The organism is Streptomyces sp. NPDC093252 (genome assembly GCF_040683675.1).
Taxonomy (GTDB): domain Bacteria; phylum Actinomycetota; class Actinomycetes; order Streptomycetales; family Streptomycetaceae; genus Streptomyces.
This window is the reverse complement of record NZ_JBFBEM010000024.1, coordinates 22,205-35,283: the sequence shown is the minus strand read 5'-3', so window position 1 is coordinate 35,283 and position 13,079 is coordinate 22,205. Positions and strand designations below refer to the sequence as shown.

Below are 13,079 nucleotides of genomic sequence, written 5' to 3'. Positions count from 1 at the left end.
GAGGAGGCCCCGCATGCCCCGCGCCGAACGGCCGCTTGACCCCGGCACCGGCCCGCTGACCCGTTTCGCGGCCGACCTGCGCGCCCTGCGCGAGTCGGCGGGACGCCCCCCGTACCGGACGATGGCGCAGAAGGCGCACTACTCGTCCACGACCCTGTCGGACGCGGCGGGCGGGCGGACCCTGCCCAGCCTCGCCGTCACCCTCGCCTATGTCGAGGTGTGCCAGGGCGACCGCCGTGCCTGGGAGTCCCGCTGGCACACGGTCGCCGCCGAACTCGCCGCGGGCCCGCCCGGTCCCGGACACACCGGCACCGAGGGGCTCGGCGCCCCCTACGCCGGGCTGGCCGCGTTCCAGCCGGAGGACGCCGACCGCTTCTTCGGACGGGAGCGGCTCACGGACGAGGCGTTCGCGACGATGCGGGCGCACCGGTTCCTGACGGTGTTCGGGCCGTCCGGCTCGGGCAAGTCGTCGCTGCTACGGGCGGGGCTCGTCGCGCGGGCGCGGTCGGCCGGGTGGCCGGTGCTGCTGTTCACGCCGGGCCCGCGGCCCGTGGAGGAGTGCGCGGTACGGCTGGCCGCGCTGACCGGGGCGCCGCCCGGCGAACTGCTGACCGAGCTGCGCGCCGACCCCGCGGCACTCCACCTGCGCATCCGGCAGACCCTGGCCGACCGGGCGCCGGAGGCCGGCGACGCCCTGATCGTGGCCGACCAGTTCGAGGAGGTCTTCACCCTCTGCCGCGACCGGGACGAGCGGGACACCTTCCTCGCCCTGCTGATCACCGCCGCCACCGCGCCGACCAGTCGCACCCGGGTGGTGCTCGGGGTGCGCGCCGACTTCTACGCCCACTGCGTCCAGCACCCCCGCCTGGTCGAGGCGATGCGGGACGCGCAACTCGCCGTCGGCCCGATGACCGGCCAGGAACTGCGCGCGGCGGTCACCGGACCGGCCCGGCTCGCGGGCTGCACGGTGACCGGCCCGCTGCTGGCCGCCGTGGTCGCCGACGCGACCGGCCGGCCGGGCGCGCTGCCGCTGGTCTCGCACGCGCTGGTGGAGACCTGGCGCCGCCGCAGCGGCAACCGCCTCACCCTGGACGGCTATCTCGCGGCCGGAGGCATCCAGCACGCGCTGGCGCGGACCGCCGAGACCGCCTACCAGGCCCTGTCCCCCGAGCGGCAGCGCCTCGCCAGGGCGCTGTTCCTGCGGCTGACCGCGCTCGGCGACGGCACCGAGGACACCCGGCGCCGGATCCCCCGGGACGAACTGGACCCGGGCCCCGACACCGCGCACGTCCTCGAAGCCCTGGCCCGGCGGCGGCTGGTGACGCTGGACGCGAGCGGTGCCGAGATCACCCACGAGGCGGTCATCCGCTGCTGGCCGAGGCTGCGCGGCTGGCTGACCGAGGACCGCGACCGACTGGTCCTGCACCGGCGGCTCACGGACGCGACCGCCGACTGGGAGGCGCACGGCCGTGACCCGCACGCCCTGTGGCGCGGCGCGCGCCTCGCCGCCGCCCTGGACCTCTCCGCCGCCGGCCCCGGCGGGCTGACCGCCCGGGAGCGCCGCTTCCTCGACGCGAGCGGTGCCGCCCAGGCCGGGGAGACGGCGGCGGCCCGGCGGCGCACGGTCCGGCTGCGGCAACTGGCCACCCTGCTCACCGTGCTGATGGTCACCGCGGTCACCGCCGGGGTGCTGGCCGTCGGCGCGCGCGACACGGCCGTCCGGCAGCGCAATGTCGCCCTCGCCCGCAAGGCCGCCGCCGACGCCGCCGAACTGCGGCACCGCGATCCCGCGCTCGCCGCGCAACTGAACCTCGCCGCCTACCGGCTGGCGCCCACCGACGATGTCCGCGACCAGCTCATGAGCACCTTCGCGACGCCGTACGTGGCCCGGCTCCCCGGGCACACCTCCGACGTGGTCTCGGTCTCCTTCGCCCCCGGGGGCCGGGTCCTGGCCACCGCGAGCTGGGACGGCACGGTCCGGCTGTGGGACCTCGGCAACCCCCACCGCCCCACCCCCCTCACGGTCCTGAGGCTGCCCCGGCGACCGCTGTCGGTGGCGTTCGGGCCGGACGGCCGGGTACTGGCGGCGGCGAGCGACCGCGCGGTACGGCTCTGGGACGTCACGGACCCCCGGGCACCGGCCGCGCTGAGCACCCTCCCGGCACAGCCCGCCGCACCGACCTGGGTGGCGTTCCACCCCGGTGGCGACCTCCTCGCCACCGGCCACACCGACGGCGCGACCCGCCTGTGGAACGTACACAACCCCCGGCGACCCGGGCGCCCGACCGCCACGTTCACCGCCCACTCCGGCCCGGTCACCTCGATGGCGTTCAGCCCCGACGGCCACAGGCTGGCCACCACCGGGGACAGGGTCGCCCGGCTGTGGGAGGTCACCGGCGCCGGGCGCCCCCGCCCGCTCGACATCCTGCGCGGCCACACCGACACCGTGACCTCGGTGGCGTTCGCCCCCGACGGCCGGACGATGGCGACGGGAAGCTGGGACCACACCGCCCGCCTCTGGCACGCCCGCGCCGCCGACGGCCGCCTCTCACCCGCCTTGTCCCCCTCCTCCCCCTCCTCCCCCTCCTCCACCCGCTCCACCGAACTCCTCGGCCACGCCACCATCGTCTGGTCCGTGGCGTTCCACCCCGACGGCCGGACCCTCGTCTCCATCGGCGGCTCCACCCTGCTCTGGGACATCGCGGACCCGGCCCGCCCGCAGCGGGTCGGCGTGATCCCCGGCGGCGCCTACCAGGCCGCGTTCAGCCCGGACGGCCGTACCCTCGCCGACTCCGACCGGGTCCTCGACCTGGGGGACCTGTCGATGGGGACCCATGACGACGTCGTCACGTCCCTGGCGTTCGCCCCCGGCGGGCGGCTGCTGGCGAGCGCGAGCTGGGACGGCACCGTACGGCTGTGGCGGGTGACCGGGCGCCGGGCGCTGTGGCCGCTGGCGCTGCTGCGCGGGCACACCCGGTTCGTGCGGTCCGTGGCGTTCGGCCCCGGCGGGCGGACCCTCGTCAGCGCCTCCGAGGACGGCAGCGTCCGCGTCTGGGACGTGACCGATCCCCGCGCGCCCCGGCAACTGTCGCGCATCGAGCCCCGGGCCGGTGAGGTCGCGGGGGCGGCCCTCGCTCCGGACGGGCGGACGCTGGCGGTGTGGGCGATGGCCGGGACCGCGCTGTGGGACCTGGGCGACCCCCGCCGCCCCCGGCGGCTCAGCGGGATCACCGAGGGCGCCCCGGATGTCACCACGGCGTCCTTCGGACGCGACGGCCGGACGCTGGTCACCAGCACGGGGGAGTCCGGCTCACCGCGCTTCTGGGACATCGCCGACCCGCGCGCCCCGAGGGAACTCCCGTCCCCGGTCCGCTCCGCCCCGCTGAGCGGCGCGGTCTTCGCCCCCGACGGCCGGACCCTGGCCGCCGTCCACCGCCCGGACCGGTCGGTCTGGCTGCCGGTGGCCGGGCGGGGCGCCCGCCCGGTGGAGCCGGTGGAGGCGGCGGCGGTGCCCCGGCTGCGGGCCTCCGGCTCCTGGCTCTACGCGCTGGCCTTCGCCCCGGACGGCGGGCGGCTCGCGGGCGGGGCGGCCGACGGCAGGGTCCCGCTGTGGGACACCGGCAGCGAGACCGCGCCCGTCCTCCTCGTCGGCCACTCCGGGCCGGTACCGGCCGTCGCGTTCGGCCCGCGCGGCGACACCCTGGCCACCGGGGGCAACGACTTCACGGTCCGGCTCTGGGACACCGACCCGGACCGGGTGATCACCCGCGTCTGCGCCGACGCCCACCCCCGGATCACCCGTGCCCAATGGGCTCGCCACTTCCCGGGAGTCGCCTACGACCAGCCCTGCCCACCCTCCTGACCCCGCCCCGCAAAGTGCCTGGTCACCTCACGTACGCTGACCTGGAAACCGAATGATCGAGAGACCGAGAGGGAAGACGATGGCCGCCAGGAATGCCCCACCATTTCTCGTCCTGCACGACCTGGACGCCGTGAAGGCGGAGATCACCGAGGCTCTGGCGACCGCCGACGAGACCCGGCGCCCCGGGCTGGAGGCCGCCGCGCGGATCGTCGACCGGCATCTGACCCATTCCGACGAACAGCGGACCCGGGACTGGGTCCGCCGCTTCGTCCAGGACTCCGGCCTCGATGCGGAGCGGGACCAGGTGCGGGCGGTGAAGGCCCTGCGCGAGGCCGTCCCGGGGCTCGGTCTGATCGCGGCGAACGACCTGGTGACATCGGTGACATCGGTCCGGTAGGGGGTCGGCTCGCGGAGGGACGGGTGCCGCGACCGCCGGAACGACGCCCGCGACACCCGCTTTCCTCCTCCCCCCGAGCTACTGGAGCCCGGTGTAGAGCGAATTCATCAGCAGGCCGGCGGGAGTGTCACCGGACATCTCCCACACCATCCCTCCCAACAGCCCCTTGGACTTGATGTACTCGGTCTTTCTCGCGATCGACCAGGTGTCGTCGAACGACCACCAGGTGCCGTTGTTCCCGGTGTAGCCGTAGGTGGAGATGGACTGGGCGTCGTGGACGACGGTCATGTTCGGGTAGGCGGTGATGAGGTTCTGGTAGCCGCGGGTACCGGCCTCCTCCGGGAACTGGCCGGGGGCGGCCCCGTTGGCGGTCTGCCACTCCCCGTTCACCCCGCCCGCGGCGACCCCCTGCCAGCCGCGGCCGTAGAAGGGGAAGCCGATGGTGAGCTTGCGGGGGCTGACACCCGCGTCGGTGTACGCCTTCACCGCGCTGTCGATGCTGAAGTCGGTCGGGTAGGGGGACTGGGCGTCGGTGTAGAGGTTGGCCTGGTGGCCGGTGCGGTTCGGCTCCCAGGAGTTGTCGCTGCCCGCGCCGTGGAAGTCGTAGCCCTGGACGTTGGCGAAGTCCAGGTCCTGGAAGATCTTCGAGGTGTCCCAGCCCGCCTCGATCTTCTTGGGGTCGGCCGGGGTGAAGGCGGTGAGCAGCTTGTGGTCGCCGCCGAGCGCGTCGAGCTGGTCGCGGAACTCGGCGATCAGGGCGGTGTTGTTGGCCTTGTCGGCGGTGCTCCAGTGGTTGCCGGGGTGCCCGTCGGGGGAGCCGGGCCACTCCCAGTCCAGGTCGATGCCGTCGAAGATCCCGGCGCCGACGCCCGGGCCTCCGGCCCCGTTGTAGGCGGGCAGGTCACCCTTGATGTACAGGTCGATGCAGGACTTCACGAACTTCTTGCGGGACGCGTCGGTCGCGGCGACATCGGAGAAGTACTTGGAGAACGTCCAGCCGCCGAGCGAGATCACGATCTTCAGATGCGGATACTTCGCCTTGAGCTTCTTCAACTGGTTGAAGTTGCCGCGCAGCTTGCCCCAGCCGTCGTCGGCGACGCCGTCCACCGACTGGGCGGCGGAGAAGGCCCGCCCGTAGTCCGCCTCGGCGTCGCCCGCGCCGTCCCCTTCGTTGGGGTCCTGGGGGTTGCCGGAGACGCCCTTCACGACCCCGTTGAGGCAGGTCAGATTGACCGGGTCGATATTGCCGAAGGCGTAGTTGATGACATCCAGCTTGGCGGCGGCTCCGGAGGTGTCCAGGTTCTTGACGAAGTACTGGCGGCCGTAGATGCCCCACTGCACGAAGTAACCGACCGTCGCGTGACGGCCGTTGCCGACGGCCTCCTGGGTGGTGATGTTCAGGGTGTTGCTGGCGGCGGACGGGTTGTCGGCGGTGTCCCGGGCCCTGACGGTGAAGCTGTAGGCGGTGGCGGGGGAGAGGCCGGTGACCGTGGTGGTGAGGGTGCCGACGGGGACGGTGGCGACCAGCGCGGTCCCCCGGTAGACGTCGTAGGCGGCGACGCCGACATTGTCCGTCGACGCGTTCCAGGCCAGGGCGACGGTGCTGGAGGTGACGGCGGTGGAGCGCAGGTTCCCCGGGGCGGTCGGGGGTGTGGGGTCGGTCGCCGGGTCGACGGTGGTGGCCGAGACGGGGGCGCTCGGGGCGCCGAGGTTGCCGCGGGTGTCCTTGGCGCGGACGGTGAAGCTGTAGGCGGTGGCCGGGGTCAGCCCGGAGACGGTGGCGGTGGTGGTCGCGGTCGCCGCCACGACGGCGTCACCGCGCAGCACCTCGTAGCCCGCCACCGGGAAGTCGCCCCGGGTGGAGGCGTTCCAGCGCAGGCTGGCCGTGCGGGCGGTGGTGCCGGTCACGGTCACCGCGGTCGGCGCGGAGGGCGGCGCGGCCGGGCTGCCGTCGCACTTGTCGCCGTTGATGAGGCAGCCGGTGGGCGCGATGATCGGGCCGGTCGCTACGAACCAGTAACTGTGCGGCTCGGTGGTGCCGTTCGCCGCGACGGTGCCGTTGTAGTGGGCGTTGGTGACGGTGACGTGCGAGCCGCTCACGGTCGCCGTGCCGTTGTAGTGCTGGCTGATGGTGACGCCGGGCGGGAGGTCGAACTCCAGGGTCCAGCCGGTCACCGGGGCGGCGCTGTTGTTCCTGATCGGGAAGACACCGCGCCACCAGGGCCCGTTGTCGGCGCTGGTGAACGAGGCAGTGAGCGGCCCGGCCGCCTGGGAGGGCGTGGCGAGCCCGATCAGCCCGCCGAGGGCGAGCGCGAGCGCGGTGAGGACGGCGACGAGACGGCGCCGGGGCGGGGGTACCGGGAACCTGGTCGAGCGGGCTCGGGCCCTGGATCTGATGCCGGTACCGGTTCTGGCTCTGGCTCTGTTGATGGATCTGCTGATGGCTCTGCTGAACACGGCTCTCCTTGGGGTGGGGACGGCCGTGAGACGCGCACCTGTCCGGGGCGCCTCGACCGGGAGCGGGCACGTGTGCCGGGCGGTGGTGCCGTGCGGTGATGCGGTGCGGTGATGCGGTGCCGTGCGGAGTACGTCGAGCGATGCCGTGCGGAGAATGGCGGATGGGTCCGTACGTTGCCGTTGTCGTCCCTCGGCGCAGTTGCGTCAATGAGCGCCGGACGGGATTGGACTGGACCAATCGCGCACACTTTTCGCCACGCCGCGCTTCCGTCCCTGGCGGGCCCGCCCGGAAAGGGCTAGACCAATTGCCGCGATTTTACGGTCTCTTGGAAGTTCCTGTGTCTCCCCTGATCGGCGCCGCCCGCGCCGGACGCCGCCCGTCGCTGGTCTATACCAAGCGCTTCCGTCCCCGTATCCTCATCCGCAGCCAGGAGCACGCTGTCCCCCCCCACCACCGTCTCCAGGAGGATCCCGGTGAAGGTTCGCACCAGAAGCACGGCGATCATCGGCACCATCGGCCTCGTCGCCTCCCTCGCCCTGACCACGGCATCGGCCGACGAGCGCGCCGCCCCACGAACGGCACCGAAGATCGCCCTCACCACCGTGGCCACCGCCACCAACCCGATCGCCGGAGCCGCCGGACCCGGCGGAAAGCTCTGGATCGCCGAACGCGCGGGCAAGGTCAGGATCCTGGGCGACCAGGGCCTCGGCAGCCCCGTTCTCGACATCTCCGCCGAGACCACCACCGACGGCGAACGCGGTCTGCTGGGCATCGCGTTCGACCAGCGGTTCGCCTTCTTCTACATCTCGTACACCGACCTCGAAGGCACCAGCACCGTCGACGAGTTCGCCGTACGCAACGGCCGGATCCAGCCCCAGACCCGGCGCACGGTCATCACCCAGACCCAGCCCTACGCCAACCACAACGGCGGCGACATCAAGATCGGCCCCGACGGCTATCTCTACATCGCGCTCGGCGACGGCGGTTCCGGCGGCGACCCGCACGGCAACGGCCAGAACCTCGACACCCTGCTCGGCAAGCTCCTGCGGATCGACCCGAGGGGCGGCAAGCCGTACGCGATCCCGTCGGACAACCCGTTCGTGGACGTCCCGAACGCCCGGGACGAGATCTGGGCGTACGGGCTGCGCAACCCGTGGCGGTTCTCCTTCGACGCGGGCAAGGGCGATCTGTGGCTCGGTGACGTCGGCCAGAACGACTGGGAGGAGATCGACTGGGCCCCCGCCGACAGCGACGGCGGCCAGAACTACGGCTGGGGCCAGATGGAGGGCACCCACCCCTTCCGCGGCGGCACCGAACCCGCCAACCACGTACCGCCGGTCCACGAGTACGACCGGACCAACTGGGGCTGCTCGGTGACCGGCGGCTTCGTCTACCGCGGCAAGGCGATCCCGGCGCTGAGGGGCCAGTACGTCTACAGCGACTACTGCGACGGCACCGTCCGCTCCCTCCGGATACGGGACGGCGAGGTCACCGGGACGACCGACCTCGGCGTCAACGGCGGCGAGGTGATCTCGTTCGCGCAGGCCGGGAACGGGGAGCTGTATGTGCTCGCCATCGGCGGGAGCGTGTTCCGGATCGACCCGGCGTAGGCGCCGGGGGACCCGGCGTCCGGGCTCCGCACGGGGGTACCCGGTCCGGGTTCCGTACGGGGGCGGTACCCGGCGTCCGGGCTCCGTACGGGGGCGGCACCCGGCGTCCGGGTCCCGCCCCCACCCCTGTCCCCGGATCGGCTCAGAACCGGTCCGGAGCCCCGGGCAGGACGTCCGGCCGCTGCTGGCCGCGCCGGGCATCCGCACCCGACGGCGGAGCCGCCTCGCAGGCCACGTCCTTCTTCGGGAGCCTGCCGGTGAGGAGATAGCGCTCGACCGTGCCGTCCGTGCAGGCGTTGCCGCTCGGGTAGACGCCGTGGCCCTCGCCGCCGAGGACGGTGACCATCTTCGAGCCCTTCAGCCGGGCGTGCAGGGCCTGCCCGCTGGGCAGCGGGGTCTGGGAGTCCCACTCGTTCTGCACGACGAGGGAACCGACCCGGTTGCGCACCTGGGTCACCGGTTCCGCGGAGTCGTCCCAGAAGGCGCAGGGCTTGATGCTGGACGTGAAGTCGCCGAAGAGCGGGTAGCGCTCCCGGTCGGCGAGGGCGTCCTCGCGGTAGGTCCCGGGGTCGCGGGACCAGGCGGCCGAGTTGTCGCCGCAGACCACGGCCCAGAAGACGGCGGTCATATTGTCGGCGGGGACCTCGACCAGGTCGGGCAGGGTGTCGGCGCCGGTGGCGGCGGCGGACGCCGGGTCGGTGAACGGGGTGAGGGCGCCGCCCGGGACGGGCAGGCCCTCCGCGGCCCGCTTCAGCTCCGCGAACGCCTCGGTGGCGGTGGCGGGCGTGAAGACCAGCCCGCGCATCCCCAGCCGGATCTGGTCCGCGGTGATGGGCTCGCCGCCCAGGTCGATGGGCTCCTCCTCGGCCTGCTCGACCAGGTCCCAGAAGGTGCGCTCGACCTCCTTCGGGGTGTCGCCGAGGTCGTACTGCCCGTCGCGCTCCGCGGCCCACTCGGTCCAGCGGTCGAAGGCCGGTTCCGCGCCCTCCGCCCACCACTGGATCATCCCGCGCCAGGCGCGCGCCGGGTCGACCCCGCTGTCCAGGACGAACCGGTCGGCGCGGGCGGGGAAGAGCTGGGCGTAGACGGCACCGAGATAGGTGCCGTACGAGTACCCCAGGTAGGACACCTTCTTCTCACCGAGAATCGCCCGGATCAGGTCCATGTCCCGGGCCGTGTTGCGGGTGGTGATGTGCGGGAGGGTGTCGCCCGCGTTCTCCCGGCACTTGTCCGCGACCTCGCGCGCCCAGGCCACGTCCTTGGCGTACGTCTCCTCCTTGTACGGCCGCAGCCAGTCCTCCTCCTCCGGTGTCAGACCGCAGGTGACCGGGCTGCTCTGGCCCACTCCGCGCGGATCGAACCCGATGAGGTCGTACTCCTGCTGGACGGACCCGGGAAGGAGTTCCTGGAGGTAGAGGGGCAGGGTGAGCCCCTCACCGCCCGGACCGCCGGGGTTGGACAGCAGCACCCCCTCCCGCTTCTCGGGCGAGGTGCTCCTGATCCGCGATATCGCCAGGTCGAGCCGGGCCCCGCCGGGCTTGCGGTAGTCCAGCGGCACCTCGATCGTGGCGCACTCGAACTCCGCCGGGCTGTCGGGCCGGCAGCGCGTCCACTGCGGGGTCTGCCGCACATACCGCTCCAGCCCGCTCGCCGCGGACACGGCGGACACGGCGGACGTGCCTGACGCGGTGGGGGCGGTGGCGGCGGCGGAGGCCGTCGAGGTGGCGAGCACGGGGGCCAGTGTCGCCGTGACACTCACCGCCAGCAGGGGCGCGAGACGTCGTCTGCGCACGATATCGGTCCTTCCGTTGGGGGACTGGGAGGAGGTGCGGTGCTGCTGTTCGGACAGGGAGGATCTTCCAGGACCGGGCGGGGCGGCGGATCCTGCGTCGGGATGTGCGTCGTGTCCCCCCTGGGGACGAGGCAACGGCCGCGTGTAGTACCCGAGTTGTAGGGGACGGGGGCGGGGTGGCCGAAGTACCGGTGGCCGGTTCCGGGGGGTGGGGAGCGGACGCCCGCCGGGCGGGAGGGCGGAACGGGGGCGCGGAGCGGGGGCGCCGGGCCGGGCGTAGCGTGGGTGTGTGCGTACGGTCCGCGGTCTGCTGGTGCGCCGGAACCGGGACGAGCGTGACTGGCTGCGGGGAGCGGAGCCGCCACGCTGGGTGAGGGTGCTGCCCATCGCCCTGTTCGTGGGGGTGACGGCGGCGACCCTGATCAGCCGCAACGCCCTCGACATCGGCTTCCTGCTGGGCGCCATCCCCCCGCTCACCGTGCTGTCCTACGGTCCGCTGGCCACGGCCGTGATGGGCGGGCTGGTGGTGACCGTGCTGAATGTGCCGAGGACGCATCTCAACCAGCCCGGCAACACCGACCTCCTCGCCCTGGTCTTCGTCGTGCTACTGAGCGTGTTCGTGTCCTATGTGCGCAGTCACCGGGACGCCCAGCTCGTCACGGAACGGGCGGTCGGGGAGGCGGTGCAGCGGGCCGTCGTGCCGCCGCTGCCGGAGCGGGTGGGCCGGATCGGCTGCTTCGGCCTGTACCGGGCGGCGCAGCGCGGCACCCTGGTCGGCGGTGACTTCTTCGACGTCCGGGACGGCCCCTACGGGGTGCGGGCGGTGATGGCGGACGTCCAGGGGCACGGGCTGGGCACGGTCCCGACGGTGGTGTCCCTGCTGGGGGCGTTCCGGGAGGCGGTGCTCGACCAGCGGGACCTGGCGGGGGTGGCGTCCCGCATGGACCGCAGACTGACCACGGACGCGCCGCCCGGCCGGGAGGCCGGGACGACGGAACTGTTCGCCACGGCCGCGCTGCTGGAGTTCGCGCCGGACGCCCGCTCGGTCCGGATCGTGGCCCGCGGCCACCCGCCGCCCCTGCTGCTCCGCGACGGGCAGGTCCGCGAGATCGGCGTCCCGGCCGGCATCCCGCTGGGCATCGGCCCCCTGGGCGGCGACCCCCCGAAGGAGATCACCCTCGCCCTGGAACCCGGCGACCACCTGTTCCTGGCCTCCGACGGGGTGTGGGAGGCCAGGGACGACACGGGCGCGTACTACCCGCTGCGGGAGCGGTTGCCGCTGATCGCGGCGGAGGTGGGGGCGGCGGCCGGGGAGGACGGAGAGGGTGGGGCGGCCGGTGCCGCCAGGGCGGGAGGGGCGGGTGAGGTGGAGCCGGGGGCGCTCATGGCGGGGGTGTGGGCGGATCTGGTGGAGCGGTGCGGGGAGGTGGGGGACGATGTGACGATGCTGGTGCTGGTGCCTGGGGTGGGGGATGGGTGGGGGGAATGATCCGTCGCTCTGTTCTGCTGGGGAACGAGGTGGTGGACCCGTCGGTCCGGCCCTACCCGTCGAGGTGCATCAGATGCCGCTGTCGACGAGCGGGCGACGCTTCGGCAGACGGCGACTCTTGGCCGACACACTGCTGGAACGCAGGAGCGTGTGCTGGGGGCCCACCAGATGTGGGGTGAGACGCAGGGGGAGTCGCTCGGTCAGGTGCAGAAGGCGATCGTCCCCCAACTCCGCCCTCCACACGCGGTAGCTCAATTCGGGGTAGGCAGGGTTGATTCCGATCTCTCCTTTGGGGAACGTGCCGTTGAAGGGCAGCGCGATGCCGAGCTGGTTCCAGTAGTTCCACACCTGGAAAGCCTGGTTCCCGTCGTAGAAGCGATGGAAGTCCGGGTACCGGTCGAAACGGCGAAGCTCGCGGTGGATGAGATGTCCCAGCAGAGGCCCGAAGAACCTGGCCGCATGGGGGAGATTCCAACGAACGCGATGCCACATCCCGGGCAGGATCTCCGGACCGAGGAGGCGGGCAACCGTGAGGTAGCTGATGCGTGCGGTGAGGTGAGCGCGGGCGTGAGCCGGTTCGACCGTCGGATCGATGCGAGTGAGGAAGCCGTCCAGGCGGGCGAAGTCGGGGCGGAACCGGGTCAGGTCGAATCGCCCGGTCGTGCCGGGGAATCCTTCGAAGAGAAGCTGCTTGGAGAGCCAGTTGTTGAATTCTCCGTGTTCCGCGAGCCGCCGGGTCCGAGCGGACCTGGAATACAGCATGAGGTACTCGGACAGCGCCTCGAAGTAGACGTATCCCAGTACGGGAAGCTGCGGAAGGGTCTCGGCCAGTAGCCGTGGGAAGGCGGCGTGCTCCGCCGGTTCCGGGCCGGTGGCGAGCGCCGCTGCCAATCGCAGGAATTCGACCGAGTTCTTGACCCGGCCCAGCACTTCCTCGTGCAGTTGGGCTCGTTCCCGGGGCCACATCAGATGCTCGCGGTTCAAGTGATTGCGGAGATGAATGGGGCCCAGCCGCAGGTAGTCGATACCGCTGAGACCACGAAAGCCGTGGCGTGCCTGATCGACCTCCAGTACCAGTGGGGTGGCGGTCCGTCCGGGGCGCCGGGAGAGCGCCAGGGTGGTTGGAACCTCCCTGGTGAGGATGAACTCGGCGAGGTTGTGCATACGCAGACCGCTTGCCGTGGGAGCCAGCGGGGCGCAGTAGACGCTGCCCACCAGACATCCGCCGGAAGGGCGCAATTCGCCCGTATGCCTGATGCGGTCCATGGACGGGGTGACATGGAGCAGGTGATGTGTGCCGGCATTCCGCAGCGCGTCGAACATGCCATTGCGGAGCAGCAGGGGCCCGTTGGGAGCGGCCTCGGTCATCCGGGCGTGCCAGGCGGCCGTCTGCTCGGCGAGTGGTCCGCTGAGGCGCTCCGTGTCCGGGCCGGTCGGGCAGGCATAGTCGACATGGGCGTCGGCCCACATG

Annotated in this window: 7 protein-coding genes; 4 read left to right on the top strand and 3 right to left on the bottom strand. The window is 72.7% G+C overall.

Going from position 1 to position 13,079, the window contains the following annotated elements:
• Positions 1–13 precede the first annotated feature (13 nt).
• Both AB0O01_RS35080 and AB0O01_RS35075 read left to right on the top strand, forming a co-directional pair.
• The gene (locus AB0O01_RS35080) at positions 14–3,862 is read left to right on the top strand and encodes a hypothetical protein (RefSeq protein WP_365319969.1); all 3,849 of its coding nucleotides are present in this window, start codon (positions 14–16) and stop codon (positions 3,860–3,862) included.
• Positions 3,863–3,941: 79 nt separating this feature from the next.
• The gene (locus AB0O01_RS35075; RefSeq protein ID WP_365319968.1) at positions 3,942–4,259 is read left to right on the top strand and encodes a hypothetical protein; all 318 of its coding nucleotides are present in this window, start codon (positions 3,942–3,944) and stop codon (positions 4,257–4,259) included.
• Between the two features lie 78 nt (positions 4,260–4,337).
• On the opposite strand, the gene AB0O01_RS35070 is transcribed toward AB0O01_RS35075, so the two are convergent.
• On the bottom strand, positions 4,338–6,656 hold the full coding sequence (locus AB0O01_RS35070; protein WP_365320031.1) for a glycosyl hydrolase family 18 protein: 2,319 nt from the start codon (positions 6,654–6,656) through the stop codon (positions 4,338–4,340).
• A gap of 534 nt (positions 6,657–7,190) precedes the next feature.
• Between AB0O01_RS35070 and AB0O01_RS35065 the strand changes: the two genes are divergently transcribed.
• On the top strand, positions 7,191–8,327 hold the full coding sequence (locus tag AB0O01_RS35065; RefSeq protein ID WP_365319967.1) for a PQQ-dependent sugar dehydrogenase: 1,137 nt from the start codon (positions 7,191–7,193) through the stop codon (positions 8,325–8,327).
• 142 nt (positions 8,328–8,469) lie between these two features.
• Here the strand turns inward: AB0O01_RS35065 and AB0O01_RS35060 are convergent, their stop codons facing one another.
• The gene (locus AB0O01_RS35060; RefSeq protein WP_365319965.1) at positions 8,470–10,119 is read right to left on the bottom strand and encodes an alpha/beta hydrolase; all 1,650 of its coding nucleotides are present in this window, start codon (positions 10,117–10,119) and stop codon (positions 8,470–8,472) included.
• Between the two features lie 289 nt (positions 10,120–10,408).
• Between AB0O01_RS35060 and AB0O01_RS35055 the strand changes: the two genes are divergently transcribed.
• Positions 10,409–11,608: a PP2C family protein-serine/threonine phosphatase gene (locus tag AB0O01_RS35055; protein ID WP_365319963.1), complete on the top strand. Its 1,200-nt coding sequence runs from the start codon at positions 10,409–10,411 to the stop codon at positions 11,606–11,608.
• Between the two features lie 69 nt (positions 11,609–11,677).
• Here AB0O01_RS35055 and AB0O01_RS35050 read toward each other — a convergent pair whose 3' ends face one another.
• Positions 11,678–13,078, bottom strand: coding sequence for a hypothetical protein (locus AB0O01_RS35050; RefSeq protein ID WP_365319961.1), 1,401 nt, complete (start codon positions 13,076–13,078; stop codon positions 11,678–11,680).
• Between the last annotated feature and the right edge of the window lies 1 nt (position 13,079).